Here is a 19,184-nt window from a genome sequence, read left to right as displayed (position 1 = left end):
ATTAATGGTTATTCTTCAGTTGCGGCAAACGCAGCGTGGCAACAGCGCCGCCCTGCTCCGGCGATTCGATGGAAAACTGCCCCTGGTGAGCCTTCACCACCGCCTGCACCACGGCAAGGCCAAGACCCGTGCCATGGGACTTCGTGGTATAGAAAGCTTCCATCAACCGAGGCGTTTCAGAGCGATCAAACCCCGGACCGTTATCGACGATCCGAATCACCAGCTCACCGCTTTCCGACGCCACCTGCACTCCAACGGAGGTTGCGCCAGCCTCAAGGCTGTTATTGACCAGGTTGGTACAGGCGCCAACCAGAGCATCCCGGTTACACATCAGCCGACACCCGTCAGACACCTCATCCCGAATCGAAACCTCCGTACCCGCTCCAAGCTTTAGTCCGTCCAGCGCAGACCCCAGAGCGGAGAGCAGCCTTGCCCCCGAAAGCTCCTCCGCGAGGCGGGTCTCGCCTCGCGCAAAAATCAACATATCCCGCACCTGCTGCTCCAGGTGCGTCAGACGGGACATAAGGCGAGAGGCGCAACGCTGGCGCATCTCCTCATCCAGGTCTGCTTCACTCAAATGCCCACCATAAAGAATTGCAGCGGAAAGCGGGGTCCGAATCTGATGGGCCAGGGAAGCCACCATCTTGCCCATGGCAGAAAGGCGCTGGGCATGGGATAACTGGGACTGCAACTGACGGGTTTCCGTCAGATCGGTCAGCAGAATCAACTGGCCGGGCTGGTTTTCCATGGTTCGGATTTCAATACTCACCCGACGACCATCTTTGAGGGACACTTCGTGGCCATCATCACGGCGTGGGGCAAAGCAACGGCGAATCACGTCTATCCAGCGCTCACCGTCGAGGGGCTCACCGAGCAACGCGATTGCAGCCGGATTGGTCTGCGTCACAACACCCTGACTGTCCAGAACAACGACACCGGCGGGGAGTGCGTTCAACAAAGTCGACAACCTGTCAGCCAGCTGCTCCTTCTCCTCAAGCTCCTGCTGACGTTGCAGCGACTCCTGAGTCAACTCACCGGACAACTGATTCACCCGGGACTCCAACGTACGGTAGGAGTCAGTAATCTGCCGAGACATCCGGTTGAACATTTCCAGGGCGGAATCCACCGCCTCGTCGTCCTGTTCCGGAAACAGCGCCGTCACCTTATCGTTAACGTCCGCAGCCGCATTAGCCTGCACCTGACCTGCCTCAGACTGAGCAACAAAGTGTACCTGACTCATAACCTCGCCCCCTGACCGGCCCAACCACCGGGCCGCACCATTCGGATGATTCGTTTAAGAGTCTTAAAGCCAGCATCGTGCCAACTCACTTTTTTTCAATGAATTCAAATAGAAAGGAAATCGAAACAAACAGAGGTGACGGTTTTACGTCGGTCAGAAATGACAACGGCGCCAAAGGTTACAAACCTTTGACGCCGTTTTGCACCATAGCTTTCGGAAGCCGGGATCACAGTTATCCACCCCAACCCCGTGACTACTCCTTGCTTTCAAGAATCTTCGGGCTCCTCCTCACGAAGCCCATACTTGCGAACCTTCTCCACAAGTGTCGTCCTACGGATCCGCAATTTCTCCGCAGCCCGGGCAACTACCCCACTGGCCTCATCCAGCGCCTGCTGAATCAATTGCTTCTCCAGGTTGGCGAGGTAATCCTTCAGATCAATCCCGTTCACCGGCAACAATGCCGGCGCATCCAGGCCGATCAAACCAGGCACCCCCGACGGCATACCGGTGTCCTCCACCGGCCGGTTCTCGTCGTAGTCATCCACGTACCGGAACTTCTTGGGTAGCTCCTGAACACCGATCACACCAAAAGGATGCATGATCGCAAGACGCTCAACCAGATTCGCCAGCTCACGAACATTTCCCGGCCACTCGTGGCGACACAGGCTCATGATCGCCGCCGAGTTCATCCGCAGGGACCCCCGTTTCTCCTTTTCCATGCGGGAGATCAGCTCATTGATCAACAGGGGTATATCTTCGACCCGCTCACGAAGAGCCGGCATCTCAATGGGAAACACGTTCAGGCGGTAATACAAATCCTCACGGAAATGTCCGTTCTCAATCATGTCCTCAAGATTCTTGTGAGTCGCCGCAATCACCCGTACATCCGCAGACTGGGTACGATTACCGCCCACACGCTCGAATGTCCGCTCCTGCAGAACACGCAGAATTTTCACCTGCATATTGAGCGGCATATCCCCGATCTCGTCAAGAAACAGGGTGCCACCCTCCGCCATCTCAAATCGACCAACTCGGGCGGTAATAGCACCAGTGAACGCGCCCTTTTCGTGACCAAAGAGTTCGCTTTCCAGCAGCTCAGCCGGAATGGCACCGCAATTTACCGGAACAAAAGGCTTGGATCGGCGGGAGGAATGGTAATGAAGGTTACGGGCCACCACTTCCTTGCCAGTCCCCGACTCCCCGGTAATCAAAACACTAACGTCTTTGTCTGCCACCTGCTCCATCAATTGGCGAACCTGCTGAACCTTACGGCTTGTCCCAACCAGGCTCCGGAACAACTGAAGACCACGTTGCTGGCCACGCTCACGGGAGCGAGTGAATTGGTCCCGGTATATCTGCGCCCGGTATAGCGAGTCCACAAACTTGGTGTAATTCAATGGCCATTCCATCCGGGCAATAATGCGGGTGGCATCACTTTCCGCAAGCCCCTTTAGCAAGGGGTCGCCGACCATCAGTATTGGAACACCTTCAATGGCTTTGCAGACGGAGTTGACCGTTTCAAGCACTCCGTCATCCTCGCCGTTTACGACGACCACTGAAACGTTTCCGAGACTTTCAGCGTCTCCCGAGTTCAACAACGCAACCGCTTCTCCTCCGGCAACAATCTGCTCTTCGCCAATGAAATCAAGAATCGTGACCACGTCACGCCGCCTCGTCTCATCCTTGCTCAGAACCAGCACGCTGTTATTTTCGGACATTCACAGAAATCTCTTGAGGGATTTGTGCGGTATTTAAGACTGTAAGGGCTTCAGAGTCAATTTTATGACGCTACTTCGGCGGATTTGATGAGACGTTCTGATAAGCCTTTGCAGCGCTTCGGTTTTGATTGACGCCTTTCAGTGCATCCTGTGCTTCCCTGCGAGCCCGCGCGGCGCCATCATTTGCCGCATCAATAAACTGCTGTAATTCCGTGAGTCGAAGACGAAGCGGTTCAGCGTCCAGCTCGCCAGCCGACAAGGCGGCCATCAGGGGTTCGATCGCCGGCTTAACTTCCCCGTTAAGACGCGTGAGTTTCTCCCAGTCCTGATCTGCCAGGGCTAGCCCCAAATCCGCCATCAGGCGGTCCAGGTTGTCAAGATCAGCCTGCATGTCGGCCATGCCATGCTCTCCTTCAGAATATTGACGTAAAACAAGCGAGACCCGAGACGGAAAAATGCCGACCAAGACCGGCCATTGGTGCTCTGCTACGATCAGCGCCGGGCAGCACGACGGGCCGCAGACGCAGTAAATTCACTGCCCCGGAATCCGGGGTTAAAGTCGTATGGCGGAAAACCGTCATCCAGACCATCAATGTAATACCGCTTTGCCCTCAGGTCATAGGTCATTTCCATGGTAGTCCAGAACACCGGTTCACTGTAATAGCTAATGTTATGGGCCTCGGAAAACCGCCATAGGTTATCGTGTTCATCGTACTCTTCAGACGCCAGAATCTGCCAGCTGTCTTCGTCCAGATAAAACACACGCCGATTGTATATGTGATTGATGCCGGTACGGCGTTTCGCCTCCACAACCCAGACCCGGTGAAGCTCATAACGGGAAAGAGCCTGGTTGATGTGTCCGGGACGAATCACATCCTCCGCCTTAACGTCCGCTCCGTGCAGCAGGTAGGCATTATAGGGAACGAACAGCTCGCGTTTACCCTTCAGCGTCCAGTCATATTGGTTTGGCGCCCCGTTATACATGTCTTTCTGATCAACTGACCTCAGTGACGACGAGTTGGGCAAGTCGGTCTCATAGGCGAGATTGGGCGAACGGCGAAGCCGACGGGAACCGGCATCGTAACGCCACGCCAGGCGCGGCGAGCGGATCTGATCCAGGGTTTCATGCACCAGTGTGATTGTGCCTGCCAGAGAAGACGGTGAAATGGTATCCGTCTTGAGATAGAAAATCTTGTTGTCGATTTCCTCAAGCTTCGCGCCTTTCTTGCTGTAGGCAAAGAAATACTCGTAATCGTTAACCACCGGGTTATAGCCACCGTCGGTTTGTGGCGTAGCCGATGCACTCCGGAAGGTAATTTCCTCACCCCGATAACGCAGAATATGGTTCCAGATTACCTCCAGGCCATTTTTCGGAACCGGGAAAGGACTTGTCATGATCGTGTCACGGACGCCGTTGCCGTTATCAAGAAGCTCTGCGGTCAGCGCGTTTTCCCGAAACTTGTTATAGACGTGCTCTGGAAACGCGGCTGTCCTGCGCGTCTGATAGACCGGCATGAAGAAATCCGGACCGTACTGTTCAAACATCCGGACGTGGCCGTCAGACAGCTTGTCGCGATAGAGGTCAAGATTGTCCGCGGTGATCACGAACAGGGCTTGATCATCCGGGAAGGGATTCACCTCCACCGTGCCCTTGCGCCAGGATTCCGGGGGTGACGTCAAACCCCCGGTCCAGGCGGGGATGCTTCCCGCCGTATTGCCTTTCCTTTCTGCGCCAACCGGGGTCAGCTTGCCATCGAGCTGTGCGGCCTCTGCTGCTGTGACCGCAGACAGCGCCTGCCCGGAAAATCCAAACAAGACAGCTGCAACAAAGGCAGCAACGTGGTTCCGCATCCCCAAGACCTCCAGACATTCATACATGTTTGGCTGGCAACCACCTCATCCGGTAAGAGCCAACGCCCGGCTGCACTGATTACTGCTCGCACAACCGAGCGCCTTTTTGCCAAATTCAAACGGTCGTTTCAAGTGAATGTTTGTATTTTCTTGTGAAGCAGATCGCCCCAGAGACAGGTAAAGAAATCATTTGCTGGAAATGTTATAATGGGCGATTAAGTTTCCGGGGCGGTGCAGCTGTCTCGTGATTAAAGGTATCCTATGGCGTCACAATGGCACTCGCTGGTTTCTCAAAAGCTATTCCTGGCTCGCGTTCTTCTGGAGCAGATTGGCTCGCTGGCCAAGACCGAAGACGACGGGCGGCCTGTTCCTGAGGGGGAGCGGACATTGAGACGGGAAGCGGCAACCCAAGGCGCCATTGAGCTGCTTTTAAGATCACGAAAGTTACTGTTGATCATGATTGTCCGTCTCTATCAGGACCGGACAGGAGAGCCGGCTTCACTGAACGAGCTTGCATCCTTGGTCGGAGAAGACCCAAACGAGGTTGTTCGCTTGCGTGAACTGGAAAACCGCGCCAATAGCTGGTGGAACCATCTGGACCAGTTAGAGATGTCACAGAGCCGGCCGGCAGCAACCCGGAAAACCGTCAGCACCGAGAATATTATTGCAGTCTCTGCCGACACCGGACCAGACCGGTCCGCAGCTGCCCTGAAAGATACTCTGGGTGCACTGAAAAATTTTACCGATGATCTGGAAGAGCAACACAGTGAGTGGTAATGAACCACTCGAGCCAACCGGGTCTCACTAACTGAAAGGTTAACCGAATGTCACCATCGTTTTTTGAAATTGTACAGCTGAGTAACGGCGACTATGCATTGCGCCGCATTGATGATGACAGCGCGCCACTGGTGAAAGTTTCGTTTTCAGAAGAAGCCCGTGAAATGATGGAAGATCGGGATATGGCCGTTGCCAAGGCCATGATTGCAGCCGGCATAGAAGCGGTGGGCAATGTTTCCCACGACATTGACTGGGAAGACGACGAACTGGAAGCTGCCGACGCCCAGCCTTCCTATACTCTTCACTGACTTCCTCGGCCGCGATCCTTGGCGCCGCAGCTCGGCGGCGCCTCTTCGGCTTATCGCTGCCGAAGAATAACACCGTGGCTATTGCCTTTGGCAGACGCAAGCTGGAGCGCCTCAAAGGATGCACGCCGGAGCTTACGGGTCCACAGGACCACGGCATGACAGGTACCGGCACTCAACGCTCTTTCAGCGAGCTCCTGAGCGGGAAAATCGGCGGTAGACCGAAGCACCAGTAACTCGCCCGCAATAATACCGTGCATTTTCTGCCACTTGCTGACCAACGCCTGGGGTGGGTCAATCCACGCAAGCCAACGCTTCTCCTGATTCAACTGGGTGAGCATGGGGAGCAACAACTGAAAGTTTTCCACTTGCCCCTCTGGCAAGATTATTTCCGTAACGTTGCCGGTAACAGCCCCATCATCGGCCTTGCCCCTGCGCCGGGCACGGATGGCAGAACGCCGCTCCGGGACAGGCACCGAATATGCCAAAGCACCTTGCTGATACGCCAGATTATGATTGAGACTCAGTTGTTCCATGATTCACCCGCTTTCCAACTTGCCGTAGCGACCCGATGTGATCAGTGAAGATCAGACCGACGGATCACACCCACGCCTAAACCTTCGATAAACAATTGCTGCTCCGTGAGATCGACCTCAATAGGGTCAAATTCCTCATTCTCGGCTATCAGGAAGACCTTCGAGCCCTCCTTGCGGAAGCGTTTCACCGTGACTTCCTCTTCCCCGACTCTCGCAACAACGACCTGACCGTTATGAACGTCCTGAGTGCGATGAACAGCAAGCAAATCCCCGTCCAGAATGCCGATATCCTTCATACTCATACCGCGCACGCGGAGTAGATAATCGGCGGACGGCGAGAAAAAGTCTGGCTGTAAGGAGACATGGTCTTCAATGTGTTCCTGGGCGAGAATGGGGCTACCTGCCGCCACCTGACCAATCACCGGCAATCCCGGGTCTTGCTCAGCCTCCGGCAGACGAATTCCACGACTGGCACCGGGTACCATCTCAATAGCGCCTTTGCGTGCCAGTGCACGAAGGTGCTCTTCGGCCGCGTTGGCTGAACGAAACCCGAGCTCTGCGGCAATTTCCGCACGCGTGGGTGGATAGCCTGTCTCATCCAAATACCGCCGGATTATTTCAAGCACCTGGGATTGTCTTGCTGTCAGCTTCATCGAGCTACTCCATTACCTGGATAATCGGGCGTTCGGACAGATTTTACTGGCGTTCCGGCCCCTGTTTTTTTATACAGTGAATTTACTATATACAGTGTTTTATCCAGTGTAAAGCCGATGCTCGTTCTTTCTGAAGACTCAGTAACAATGGCGCTCAAAACGAATGTGTTATGGTGAAAACACTTTTACTCGATGTTTCAGGGAGTTCCATGACGCAAGCCAGCAGCTGCAAAATGCCGGATGTTCTGAAAACCCAACAGGGCCAGGATCGCCGTGTCGGTGTGGAGATTGAGTTATCCGGGATGAGTTATGACGCCCTGGTGAGTCGAGTCTCCGGTTTTTTTGGCGCAAAGCCAAGACTGGTTTCCCGTTACGTCACTGAGATAGACACCGCCTTTGGCACCTTTACCATTGAGCTCGATTCAGATCCGATCAAGGAACTCGACCTGGCCGATGATCGCCTGCCGGATTCGATCCGGGATATTGGGGGGCAGGCGATGGAAGTTATTGATGCGGCGGCCGAGCGCATCGTTCCATTGGAGATCATCAGCCCACCATTAGCATTCTCCCAGGTCCATGAAATGGAACGGCTGGTGGAAGAGCTGCGGTTGGGGGGTGCGCTGGGTAGTCGTGAGGCCATCTACTATGCCTTCGGGCTCCAGCTTAATCCCGAACTGCCAGACTTGGCGCCATCAACAGTGGTTCGTTACCTTCAAGCCTTTGCCGCGCTTTATGAGTGGCTTAAGGCACGCCATCAGTTGGACATCAGCCGCAAGTTCACTACTTATATCGAGCCGTGGCACACGCGATATACAGACCGGCTGATGGAGGACGACTATGCACCGGACCAAACGCAGCTGATGCGGGATTATCTGGAGTTCAATCCCACCCGCAACCGGGCTCTTGATCTTCTGCCGCTGTTTGCCTACCTCAATGCGTCATTGCTAGGCGACTACGTTCAAGACCCCCGGATCAAGAGCCGCCCTACCCTGCATTACCGTTTGCCGGACTGCGATATTGATAACGCATCCTGGCGCTTTTCCAGTGTCTGGAACGACTGGGTGGTGCTCGAACAAATAGCCTCCAACGCCCCCGAGCTGGAAGAGCTTCGCGCCCTATACCGGGAACGGCGTAAACTCAGTATTCACAACCTGACACACAGCTGGCAGGAAACCGTCAGCCAATGGCTGCATAGTAAAGGGTATGTCTGACCAGAACCGCCCCCGGGAGGAGTTGCCCGGGCTGACGATCGGCATCAGCGGACCGGTAAGAAAAGGCACGGCGCATCGGTTAATCAGCCTCGGGCTGCGGCTGCATGGTGCTCGCACCCATTACATCCGGCCCGGTTCCCGGACCGACGTGTCGCTGCTGGACGGCCTTGTACTGTCCGGGGGAACTCACGTGCACCCTGAACGTTACGGACAACAACCTCAGGTTACCGCCCGCTATGACCGACAAAGGGATGCCACGGACTACCGGCTTCTTGAGCAGGCTGAGCAAATTGGCATACCAGTGCTTGGCATCTGCCGTGGGGCACAGCTGATTAACATATTCCACGGAGGGTCATTGTGCCAGAACGTTACACCACTGAGAGTGAATACCCGCCACCGACCGCTGCTCTTGCCCATGCAAACAGTCAGGCTGGTAACCACCAGCAGACTTGGCCAGCTGATGCAGTCACCCTCAATCGGCGCCAACCGGATTCACAGCCAGGCGATAAAACGCCTCGGGCGCGATCTCAGGGTTGTTGCGGTGGACAACGACCTGTTCGTGCAGGGCATCGAGAACACTCATGGGCAATGGCTGTTGGGTGTTCAGTGGCACCCGGAATACCTGCTATATCATGGAGGGCACCGGAGAATCTTCAGAGAGTTCGTTCAGGCGGCGATGGCATTCAAACTGTCCCGTCTTGAACCGGCTTAAGCGATAACTGATACCAACACCAGCTATTAGGGAGGACACTATTTATGAAGGGAAGGAATCGCGCGACCAGACTGTTTTTAGCTTGCGCCCTGTTGATGCCCGGGGTCGCGCTCTCCGGAGAAGTCAGCCTGAGCGGACAGGGCAGTGTCAGCTTCACGCCGGACAGTGCCCGCCTGCAGTTCACCGCCAATGCGGAGCATGATCTGCCCCAGTCGGCAACTGAAGAGGTAACATCGTTGATGAGTCAGTGGCGCGACGCCATTGAGAATTACCAGGGCGAACTGAAAGACTACACGGATGCCAACGTCAATCTATACAGCCGCGTGCTTCCTGGACATGAGCGTGGCGAGGAACCCCGAAAGCGGGCTGTGGCATCACAGACAGTCAGCTTCCGGATCACCGATCTGTCCCTGTTGAATCCGTTACTTGAAGAAGCACAGACCCTGGGCCTGGATTATCATCTTGGCCCCAATCAGTTTTTTCACTCTGACGAGCCCCGCCTTGAACGGGAAGCACTGGCGAAAGCGATCGCTGACGCGAAAGCAAAGTGTGAGTTTGTTGCCAGCCAGCTTGAGCAAACCTGCGGCGAGGTGATTAGCATCAACGTGAATGGCGGCTTCCGGCCTGCACCAATGATGAGGGCGGAAGCAAAAGGCGCAGACGATACCGTTTCAAGCATTGGCGAACGGCAGATTCAGGCGACGGTCAATGCGACTTTCGAGCTCGACTGACGTCAGAAATCCCGGGTATAAAAGATATCCAGCGAAGCGGCCAGGCCACTGGCCGCTTCCAGATAAAAATACCGTCCCAGATCATAACGCAAAGCCACAGTCGTAATCGGCTCAAAAATACCTACCCCATAACGCACGCTCAGCTCGTCCGTCAGATAGCCACTGGCAACAACCGACGTTTGCTCGCCAGATCCCTCCGCTTCAAGAGTCAGATTACGAATCCCGAACTCCTCACCGATCTGGCCGGTCACCTTATTGGCCTGTGTCAGACCCAACGACAGGGCCGCCCGCCCCATCTGCCCCTCTTCTCCCCGACTCTGCGCAGGCCGCCCCAGAATCACATAGGACAGTGCATCCGTCTGGGACATGTCCGGATTCGCAAAGACTTCTGTGGTCGGAGATTGCACCGGTCCACTCAGACGGATACCAGCCACCACCGAACCAACGGTCCGGATGGCCTCAATGTCCAGATAGGGCTGAGTCAAATTGCCCACGAACAGAATTCGCGCCCGACGCAGCTCCAGCTCCTGCCCATAGGCATCGTACTGGCCATTGACCAGCTGGAGCGTGCCTCGGGTGTCCATGTCGTTGCCGATCCTCAGTGTGCCTTCCAGATCGCCCTGCACGCCAAACGCAGAAAAAGTGACCTGATCTTCGCCTACAACCACGGTCACATCCATCGTCAGCGACCGAATCGCCGGCTCTTCCTTCTCGACACCGACGATGACCTCATCTTCAGAAACTGATACGGCCTGATCTGGCAGACCCTTGATTTCGATACTGCCCCGGGGCACGGCAACCTGCCCCGTAACACTCAGATCACCCTGCCCGAAGGCGAGAGTTATATCAGGTTCCACTTCGAGACGCGCATAAGGCTCCAGACTGAAAGGTACCCGCTTACCTCTGATCGTTAACTCACCTTCCGGCGCGCCCGTCCAGTCTACTGTGCCATCCACCGTCGTTTCACTTCGGGCATTACTCCTGACCCTGCCACTGATATCGGCAGAATAACCGTTAAGCTTCAGGCTGAGCATCACTTCATCCAGTGGCACAGGAATCCGTTGATCAACCACGCGACCGTTGACCAACGTTAGCTCACCACTGACAGCCGGCTTCATCAGAGGCCCCGAGAGCCTCCCCTGGCCATTAACCTTGCCGGACACCTGCTCAATGCCGGTAAAAATGCCAAGCAAGGCAATATCCAGACCCTGAAGATCGAATTGACCTTTGACCGCTCTCTCCGGAGAAGCCGGATCCACGGTCATATCCACTGACAGGTCCCCCAGCTCCGGCCCTGAAAAGCGAAGGCCCAGCTCAGCGTTTTCTGGCTGCAAATTCAGTGCGGTGGTGAAGGTTTCGTAGTGCAAGGACTCCCACTCGTCATCCAGAAGAACCCGGAACTCGCCCTTGCCCGCGTCCATCCGGATCTGTCCTTTGGGACCGTCAGCAGCCATGGCAATGTCAATACTTCCGTTTAGCTGAGCCCGCCAGCGCAATGCCTCCGGCATCAGCGGATCAAGGGCTGCTGCCGGAAAATTATTGAGGCGATACGCAAGCCTGGGGGTTGGCAACAGAACCTGATCTCCGGCACAAAGCGAACTTTCCTGCCAGCCCCAGCAATGGGAACCAAAGGTCAGCTCTCCGTCAGCCCCGTAAACCAGTCGTGCGGGCGCCTGAAGCTGCCAGCTCTGCTCCTGCCCCGGTATTTCGACCAGGCCACTGGTCAGGGCGCCTTCCCAGGCTGTCCATGATTCGCCAAAACCACCGTCAAGCACGAGCTTCAGGTCCGCATCCGAGTGGTTCGCCGTCAGCGTAAGCCGGTGATCAGCCCGGGTTCCGGTCGTATCCACAACAACGGTTTCCAGGCGCTGACCAGCGGCCTCTATGCCAGTAGCCTCAATGTTACTTTCGAGCCTGAAGCCTTGCTGCAAAACCGCGTTCAGATTCAGATTGCCAATCGTTACCGTGTCCTGCCAGGCAAGTTCCTGCGCACTGAGGGCAAGATCTCCCTGAGGTTCATCGCGTGTACCGGAAACATTGAGCGTTACATTCACTTGGCCGCCCAAGCCTGTCAGCAACTCATCCGGAGCCGGCAACGCCAGCATGAGGTTTCCCTCAATCATTTCTCCCCAGGTGCCGCTACCTTTGAGGACATTCTGCCCAACCTCTATGGCAAGCCCTGACAATTCCCAGGCTCCGGATGCCGTGTCCAGAGCCCCACTGGCGCTGGCTGGCTTGGACTGCCACTGGCCGGCAAGTTCCCACCGGGCCTTCATGTCCGGTATGTCCCCCGCGCGCAAGGCGCCCTGCGTCTCTACGTCACCGCTCAGACTGGCCTCCAGCATTGGCAGCCAATAGCCGGGATTGAAGTTATCGAGAGCTAAAGCCGCCTGCCATGACAGAGGCCCGGAGAACTCCAGTGACGCATCACCCGTCAGCGAACCCGCCCCCGTGGTCACCCGCAAATCTTTCAGGGTAGCCGCGCTCAGATCGCCGTCGACCACCGAAGACAATGTGGCGTCGCCCTTTGGCCCTTCAACGTCTGCCTGAAGACGGCCATTATACAGCCCGTCATCCCAACTCACGGTGCCATCCAGACGGTTCAGCTCAACCGGCGGTTCCGAGACATCGGGCAGCAACGAGAACCAGGGAAACTTCCTCAGTGCGACATCAGCATCCGCTTTCAGGCCGCCCAGCCAGCTCACCTTGCCGGCGACACTGGCTACACCTGCCTGCCCCGGCTTTTGCGTTGACAGCTCAAGCTCAATATCCCGCGCCGCTTCCGTACTCACAAGCCCGCGAAGTGACAAGCTCACCGGCCCCTCTGTACCCGGCAGGGTTGCGCGAGCGCGGGTATCAAAACCCGATTCGAGGCTGCCATTGGCTTCCAGGAACCAGTCTTGCAGAACCAAGGTCTCAGGCAGTGTTTCCATTGCCAGGAAACGCTCAGAGTTTACTCTGAGCTTCGCTGGCCATGACGGATCCAGCGGAGCAACACTGCCCGCCAGCCCGGCATCCAGATATCCGGCACTGCGCCCGGAAAGCTTAAGATCACGCACACTGCCCGACAGTTTCACATCCAGCGACCATGCATCACCGTAGGGTGGCGGCAAGGACGCCTGGACGCTGAGGTTCAATGGCCAGTCCCGGCGGGTTTCCACTCTCCCGGAGACCGTGACCCTATAGGCATCAAGCTCATAAAGCCCCCGCTCAAGCGTCCAGTCTGCCCCTGAGCCACCGGCCGCGAGTTCCAGCCGGTCCCAAACCTGACTGCCGTTCAACACGAAAGGACCCAAAGACACATCGCGGATACGCACACCCAGCGGCAAATCTATGGCCGGCAACGTGAGACCTTGGCCATTCTTCTGATCGCCTGAGGATGGCTGGACATTCACGACCAGGCGTGTGGCCTGAAGAGTATCGAGGCAGAGCTGTTTGTTGAACAGGCATGAGGGGGACCAGTCGATCTGTGGTGAATGCACCTCAACATCAACGCCATACCCACGCCACGCCGCCGTCTCCGCCTGCCAGCGACCAAAGAGTGAGCCTTGACCGCCAGTCACGTTCAGCCCGGGAACCTGGTCAATAACCCAGGCCGTGCCGGTTTCGGAACGAAGGGCAAGCAATACAACGGCAATCAATATGACTGGCAAAAAAACGAGAACAGCAAGCACCAGCAGCAGCCAGAACCGCCGGGACCTGCGTTCCGGTGCTTTATCCTGAGTGTGATTCTGGCGCTGATCGGTCACAATTCGGGCCCCATGGAAAAGTGAATTCGCCACTCGCCACCAAACTCGGGGTTCACTCCCTTGGCGATATCGAGGCGTAGCGATCCAACCGGGCTGATCCACCGAAGCCCGATACCGGCTCCGGTTGCCAAAGGGTCGAAAAGATCATTAACCGCGTTACCATGATCCACAAATAACGCCACCCGCCATTTGTCGGCAAACTGATACTGGTACTCACCGCTTCCGACGAGCAAGTACCGCCCGCCGACTGGCACACCGTCATCATTGTCCGGGGACAGGGTTTCGTATCCGTAACCCCGAACGCTTTGGTCACCGCCGGCAAAGAAACGCAGGGAGGGGGGCACATCCTCAAAATCGTTGGTGGCAACGCCTCCGAACTGCACCCGCCCCAGAAAGCGGTGTCTTCCGAAAACAGTAAACAAACCCTTGGCCAGGGCATTGACGTGCAGGATGTCCACGTCGGACAGCGCGGCCCGATGGGAACCGGTAACATCAAACTGCAGGCGATAGCCTTGTGACGGATCCAGCGCGTGGTCGACGTGCAGCTTGGAGTAGCCGGCCCCGGGTAATAGCAGGGTACTGGTCCCTTCTTCGACATTGCCAATATTGTAGCTCTCGTTCTCCAGACGGAGGGAAAGTACCTGCAACCAGCCTGTGTCAAGCTGATGCTGCCACTGTTGGCCTAGCGTGAAGCGCTCAGACTCCACATTCTCAATGTCTTCTCTCTGGTAGCCTGCAGTCAGCCGTATCAAGTCCGTCATGGGCGGATCCAGCGGCAATTCATACCAGGTCGTCAGGTTTTGCCTGGGGATAGACAGTTCCGTTTCCGCACCCCGCTTGTGGCCCATCGGGTTTATCCAGTGCTCCCGCCACGTGCCCCTCAATCGTGGCCCCACATCTGTTGAAAAACCGACACCCGCCGAAACAGAACGACGATCCCTACGGCTTACCGCGACTTGCACGGGAATAACGCCATCAACGGCGCTGGAGGGCCTGGCGTCAATGTCCACTACCGAGAAATAACCGCTATTGGATAAGTCGCGGTTTAGTTTGGCAATTTCGTCAGTATGATAGGGTGTGCCCGGCTCAAAGGTGACAAAGTCCCTGAGGAGCCCGGTTTCGAAGTAGTGCCCTTCCTCGAACGTTACCTCGCCAAGACGGTAACGATCACCGCTCTCAAACACCAGTCTTACCTCTGCGGTCCTGGCTTCCGGGTCTACCTCCAGCGTTCGGGTGATGAACGTCCCATCAAAATAGCCGCGGCGGCGCGCACGAGTCTGGATCGTATCCCGGAGGGTCGAGTACTCACCGTGATTCAGAATATTTCCCTCTGCCGGATGCGCTGGCAGATCATCGACGAAACTCGGGTCTGACGCAGCAGCGCCATGAATCTCAACTGTTCGTGATACCACCCGAACCGGCTCGCCCGGCGTAATAACCAGGATCAGGCGCGCAAGATCATCGGCATCGCCTTCCTCCACCCGCCAGTTGATCACCGGGCTGTAATACCCCAGTGCCCGCAAGGCTTTTTCAGCCTGACCAACGGCCGTTGGTGCGTATCGCCGCAGGCTGAAGGCACTTCGACCTTCAACCTCGCCGACAAAAGCCTCCGCATTGGTCTGCAGGTCCGGATACTCACCCTCAACGCGAACCTCCACCTGCTGGGCAACGCTCACCAGTGGACACCATGCGAAAAACAGTGCCAGCAGCCGGACTCGGCCTGATGTAACAACGTGGTTTATAGATAGCATCCGGCTATTTCAGCATCAGGAATTGAGACAGAACCCTCAGTTCAAGCGTGAGAGTTTAGCTGTGGGTGGTCAAGTTAATCCACGACAAGTCGTCGCAGGCGCTCAAATACGCTAACCTGCCAGCTACTTATACAGCTCTGACAGGTAACCGGAAACCCTGAATGCTCCACATTAACCGCGAAAACCTGAAGTCCAGCCATCAGCTGATCTGGTTCATCATTGATTTCCTGATGCTGGGCCTGCTGATCATCAACCTGGCCTTCATCATCTGGGACTCCATCTACAATTTTGTGGCCATACAGGAACTCCTTAAAGACCACACCCCTGCGCTGCAGGCTCTGTATCACCCGATACACGAGCGGTTCATTTTCTACGACATGATCTTCGTCAGCATTTTCCTCGGAGAGTTCTTTCTGCGTTGGGGATACTCCGTAAAAGCCAGTATCTATGACCGCTGGTATTTCTATCCATTTATTCACTGGTACGACCTGGTCGGCTGTATTCCTGTTGGCAGTCTGCGTTTCCTGCGAGTGTTGCGGGTTATATCCATCGTCTATCGCCTGCACCAGTACAAAATCATTGATGTCACCAACACCAAAACTTACCGCTTCGTCAATTTCTACTACGAAGCGTTTATGGAAGAGCTGTCCGACCGGATCGTGCTGAAGGTGCTCAGCGGGGTGCAACAGGAAGTGAAGCGTGGGTCACCACTGTTTGACAAGATCCAGCAGGACATTCTCTACCCTCGCCGGGCCATGCTGTCTGACTGGATCTCCATGCGCGTCGCAGAAGCGGCGCAGGAAGGCTATGTACCCAACCGGGGGGCCTTGCGAAGCTACCTGGAAGACCGCGTCGACAACGCGCTCAAACAGAACCTTGAACTATCCCGCCTTAAATATCTGCCGGTGGTGGGGCCTACCATTCAGGAGACTCTTGAAGAAGCAGTCGGTGACATCGTTGCACACGTCATACACCAGATCCTTGAGGATCTGGCGTCGGCTTCCAATCACGCCTTTATTGAAGACATTGTCAACGTGTTCCTGCCCACGCCCGGGGAAGTAGAGGCAGATGAAGCCCAGAACGAAGCTCTCATCAATCTCATTATCGAGATACTCGATGCGGTTAAAGAACAGGTTCGCGTAAAATACTGGCGGGAAGAGCTGCCGTGAAAATCCATCCTTTACGTACTCCCTGATTCAAAAACAACAAGAGTCGACACCATGGATTCATTGCACTACCGACCGGCATATCAGTTACTCGCCGACCTCAAAGCCGGCAAGATTTCGAGCGAAACCGTTACCCGGGCTTTCCTGGAGCGTATCCGGGAATATAACGCTGACATAAACGCCGTCATTACGCTGGATGAAAACAAGGCTCTGGAACAGGCCATCGCTGCCGACAAAAAGCTGGCCTCGGGCGAAACGCCGGGCGCCCTGCACGGTCTGCCACTCACCTTGAAGGATACGTGGGAAGTTGCTGGCATGACGACCACGGCCGGTGCTCCCCCACTGCGTCACCATATCCCCCGGGTTCACGCAGACGTGGTCCAGCGACTGACAGATGCCGGCGCCATCATCCTTGGCAAAACCAACGTGCCCATTTACGCCACCGATCTTCAGAGCTACAACAAGCTCTTCGGCATTACCAACAACCCCTACAACGAGGACTATACGCCCGGTGGTTCTTCGGGGGGTGCGGCGGCTGCCCTGGCCAGTGGCATGACACCGCTTGAGGTGGGAAGCGATCTGGCAGGATCTATTCGGACTCCAGCCCACTTCTGCGGTGTTTTCGGACATAAACCCACCCGTTCACTGGTCTCTTTCCGGGGCCATATTCCCGGACCTCCCGGTACCCAATCCCGGCCGGACCTGGTGGAAGGTGGTCCGATGGCCCGGAACAGCAAGGATCTGGAGCTGTTACTTGGCGTCATCGCCGGCCCACGCCCGGCAGACGCCCGGAGCTGGTCACTCACCATGGAGCCCTCAACGCTAGAGACTCTGGACCAGGCCCGCGTTGGCCTCTGGCTGGACGACCCCCTCTGCCCCATTGATGCCGAACTGACCACCGGTTATCAAAACCTTGCGGCGAAGCTCGGTGACAAAGGGGCTCTGGTGACGGAAGCCCGTCACGGCCTGCTGAATATGGAACACATCCTGCCCGCCTATTTTAATTTGCTGGGCAGTCTTCTGAGCACCTCCCTAAAACCGGCACAGCGCCGGCAAATGAGGTGGATTGCCCGACTCGAAAAATGGCTCAGATTCTTCGGCCCGGTCACGCCCTTTATTGGCGAGTACGGCCGCGGGGTAAATCAGACCGTCTATCAATGGGCGGCCTGGAACGAAGTGCGAGAGAAAATGCGGGTCGAGATCGAAGAGCTTTTCGGTGGACTGGATGTACTTCTGACACCGGTTTCCCCAACCACCGCCATAAAACATGACCACAGCCAGCCGGTCTTCAAACGCCGAATCATAGTGGCTGGCCAGCCCCGAGCTTATATGGACCAGTTCTGCTGGATAGCACTGGCCACCTTACTGGGGTTGCCAGCAACGTCGGTACCTGTTGGTCGCACAAAAGCGGGTTTGCCGTACAATATTCAGGTGATCGGAGCGTCCGGGAAGGACTTGACCACCATCCGCTTTGCTCAATTGCTTGAGGATTCCGGCCTGGCAGGTTTTGAGCCACCTACCGGATTCTGAGCGCAAAAAAAGCTGACTAAATAGTCGGCTAAAGTTTTCCGACCCGAAAATCCCGTTTTTTTCGCAGCCCGGGGTCGGAAGTGAAAACAAACAATTGCAGTAATTGGATACCTGAAGCATTTAACGTCATGTAGGCTCCCTCTTCCATGTAGCGATTAGCATAGGCCTTGAAAGGGGACCTTTAGCGTGCCGACCAGCACTAACCAATTCTTTTTTCTTGAGCACTACCTCCGCCTGGTGACGCGAAAACCAGAGAGCTGGTTATCTGCATTGCAGGTTTTGACAGGCAGTCCACGATTGGCTCAGGAAGTGTCAACTGATTCAGGACAAGGTGACTTCAACGCACGCCTCGCTTTTTTTTCCACCCGCAACATCAGCCTTTGTGGTGTCTACCTCGATTCAGCATCAAAATTAGTTGGGGTGAACGCCGACACTACGGCCATTTTTATGCCCCTGCAGGGAACGGCCGAGTTTGTAGTGAATGGCCAACCTTTTTTCTGCTCCCCGGGCGTTCCGTTTGTTCTGGAGCCGAATGTTGAATTTCGTGCAGATCTATCGCCTATTGCCCACCTTTTTATTATTCAAATCGCCTGTCCCGAATCCTCAGAATCCGGCGTAGCTTTTCAAAATGGTGACCGAGAGCTGGCAAAAATAGTCGAACGTTATCTGGCTGCGACGCCATTCTTTCGAGATTACGAACATGCTGTTCGGCGCGCACTCTCCCTTGAACGAGCCTTGGTTTCACACAGGAAAGGGGGAGATTCGAACGCCCCAGGCCTTGGACCTAAGCCGCTTGTTGGTGATGATGATCGCCGACTGTGCCGGGCGCTCCATATGATTAACGATGGGCTCGAGGTGGATATTGACCTCGCTTCCATTGCTCGCGATTCAGGGTTGAGTCTGAGAAACCTCTATTACCTCATGAAAAAATACACCCGCATGACGCCACATGGTTTTTGTCGGTCGCGTCGACTGATAAAGGTTCGAGAGTCGATGATCTGCAATTACGCTGAGGATCCCGTCGTGGCCAACCACGCACTCAAGTGGGGGTTTAACCATCTTGGGCGCTTTTCATCCTACTATCAGCAACACTTCGGCGAATATCCGAGCGAAACTATCAAGCACCTGAAAGATTTAATAAAATCCTCAGACGATGTGCTTTCCGTGAAACCCCATCCAATGTTACCGCAAGCGGCTTGGTATACTTCACAATATCAGCCCCCTGAAATGAAATCCTGTGCCAGTCCACAGTAA

At 55.7% G+C, this 19,184-nt stretch carries 16 protein-coding genes; 8 read left to right on the top strand and 8 right to left on the bottom strand.

The window, feature by feature from the left end; all coding sequences use genetic code 11:
• Position 1: 1 nt before the first annotated feature.
• From BKP64_RS02805 to BKP64_RS02790, 4 genes are all read right to left on the bottom strand, one after another.
• Positions 2-1,240 carry a sensor histidine kinase gene (locus tag BKP64_RS02805; protein WP_070965734.1) on the bottom strand — a complete coding sequence of 413 codons (1,239 nt, stop codon included), beginning with the start codon at positions 1,238-1,240 and terminating at the stop codon, positions 2-4.
• A gap of 266 nt (positions 1,241-1,506) precedes the next feature.
• Complete coding sequence (locus BKP64_RS02800) at positions 1,507-2,958, bottom strand: sigma-54 dependent transcriptional regulator (RefSeq protein ID WP_070965731.1); 1,452 nt, start codon at positions 2,956-2,958, stop codon at positions 1,507-1,509.
• A gap of 70 nt (positions 2,959-3,028) precedes the next feature.
• Positions 3,029-3,358 (bottom strand): SOS cell division inhibitor, encoded by a 330-nt coding sequence (locus BKP64_RS02795; protein ID WP_070965729.1) that lies wholly within the window; start codon positions 3,356-3,358, stop codon positions 3,029-3,031.
• A gap of 92 nt (positions 3,359-3,450) precedes the next feature.
• Complete coding sequence (locus BKP64_RS02790) at positions 3,451-4,809, bottom strand: DUF1329 domain-containing protein (RefSeq protein WP_070965726.1); 1,359 nt, start codon at positions 4,807-4,809, stop codon at positions 3,451-3,453.
• Positions 4,810-5,070: 261 nt separating this feature from the next.
• On the opposite strand from BKP64_RS02790, the gene BKP64_RS02785 reads away from it, so the two are divergent.
• Positions 5,071-5,586 (top strand): DUF6586 family protein, encoded by a 516-nt coding sequence (locus tag BKP64_RS02785; RefSeq protein WP_070965723.1) that lies wholly within the window; start codon positions 5,071-5,073, stop codon positions 5,584-5,586.
• Positions 5,587-5,633: 47 nt separating this feature from the next.
• Positions 5,634-5,894: a hypothetical protein gene (locus BKP64_RS02780; protein WP_070965720.1), complete on the top strand. Its 261-nt coding sequence runs from the start codon at positions 5,634-5,636 to the stop codon at positions 5,892-5,894.
• A 50-nt stretch (positions 5,895-5,944) separates the two neighbouring features.
• Here BKP64_RS02780 and BKP64_RS02775 read toward each other — a convergent pair whose 3' ends face one another.
• Positions 5,945-6,427, bottom strand: a complete 483-nt coding sequence (locus BKP64_RS02775; RefSeq protein ID WP_070965717.1) for a cell division inhibitor SulA — start codon at positions 6,425-6,427, stop codon at positions 5,945-5,947.
• A 41-nt stretch (positions 6,428-6,468) separates the two neighbouring features.
• A complete protein-coding gene (lexA, locus tag BKP64_RS02770; protein WP_070965715.1) occupies positions 6,469-7,080 on the bottom strand; it encodes a transcriptional repressor LexA in 612 nt (203 codons plus the stop codon).
• Positions 7,081-7,289: 209 nt separating this feature from the next.
• Between lexA and BKP64_RS02765 the strand changes: the two genes are divergently transcribed.
• Genes BKP64_RS02765 through BKP64_RS02755 form a run of 3 tightly spaced genes read left to right on the top strand, consistent with a single transcriptional unit; the run spans position 7,290 to position 9,734 of the window.
• A complete protein-coding gene (locus BKP64_RS02765) occupies positions 7,290-8,291 on the top strand; it encodes an amidoligase family protein (RefSeq protein WP_070965712.1) in 1,002 nt (333 codons plus the stop codon).
• Entirely contained in the window at positions 8,284-9,003 is a 720-nt protein-coding gene (locus BKP64_RS02760) for a gamma-glutamyl-gamma-aminobutyrate hydrolase family protein (protein WP_070965709.1), read from the top strand. Before BKP64_RS02765 ends, BKP64_RS02760 begins: the two co-directional genes overlap by 8 nt.
• Before the next feature lie 44 nt (positions 9,004-9,047).
• Positions 9,048-9,734, top strand: coding sequence for an SIMPL domain-containing protein (locus BKP64_RS02755; protein ID WP_070965707.1), 687 nt, complete (start codon positions 9,048-9,050; stop codon positions 9,732-9,734).
• 2 nt (positions 9,735-9,736) lie between these two features.
• On the opposite strand, the gene BKP64_RS02750 is transcribed toward BKP64_RS02755, so the two are convergent.
• Entirely contained in the window at positions 9,737-13,483 is a 3,747-nt protein-coding gene (locus BKP64_RS02750; RefSeq protein ID WP_227515486.1) for a translocation/assembly module TamB domain-containing protein, read from the bottom strand.
• Positions 13,480-15,234 carry an autotransporter assembly complex protein TamA gene (locus tag BKP64_RS02745; protein WP_070965704.1) on the bottom strand — a complete coding sequence of 585 codons (1,755 nt, stop codon included), beginning with the start codon at positions 15,232-15,234 and terminating at the stop codon, positions 13,480-13,482. The genes BKP64_RS02750 and BKP64_RS02745 overlap by 4 nt, the downstream gene beginning before the upstream one ends.
• A gap of 161 nt (positions 15,235-15,395) precedes the next feature.
• Between BKP64_RS02745 and BKP64_RS02740 the strand changes: the two genes are divergently transcribed.
• From BKP64_RS02740 to BKP64_RS02730, 3 genes are all read left to right on the top strand, one after another.
• A complete protein-coding gene (locus tag BKP64_RS02740) occupies positions 15,396-16,403 on the top strand; it encodes a hypothetical protein (protein WP_070965701.1) in 1,008 nt (335 codons plus the stop codon).
• 51 nt (positions 16,404-16,454) lie between these two features.
• Complete coding sequence (locus BKP64_RS02735; protein ID WP_070965698.1) at positions 16,455-17,930, top strand: amidase family protein; 1,476 nt, start codon at positions 16,455-16,457, stop codon at positions 17,928-17,930.
• A 186-nt stretch (positions 17,931-18,116) separates the two neighbouring features.
• The gene (locus BKP64_RS02730) at positions 18,117-19,184 is read left to right on the top strand and encodes a helix-turn-helix domain-containing protein (protein WP_070965695.1); all 1,068 of its coding nucleotides are present in this window, start codon (positions 18,117-18,119) and stop codon (positions 19,182-19,184) included.

Source organism: Marinobacter salinus (assembly GCF_001854125.1).
In the GTDB taxonomy this organism is placed as follows: Bacteria; Pseudomonadota; Gammaproteobacteria; order Pseudomonadales; family Oleiphilaceae; genus Marinobacter; species Marinobacter salinus.
Note: the sequence above shows the minus strand (reverse complement) of the source record. Positions and strands in the feature narration are given on the sequence as shown.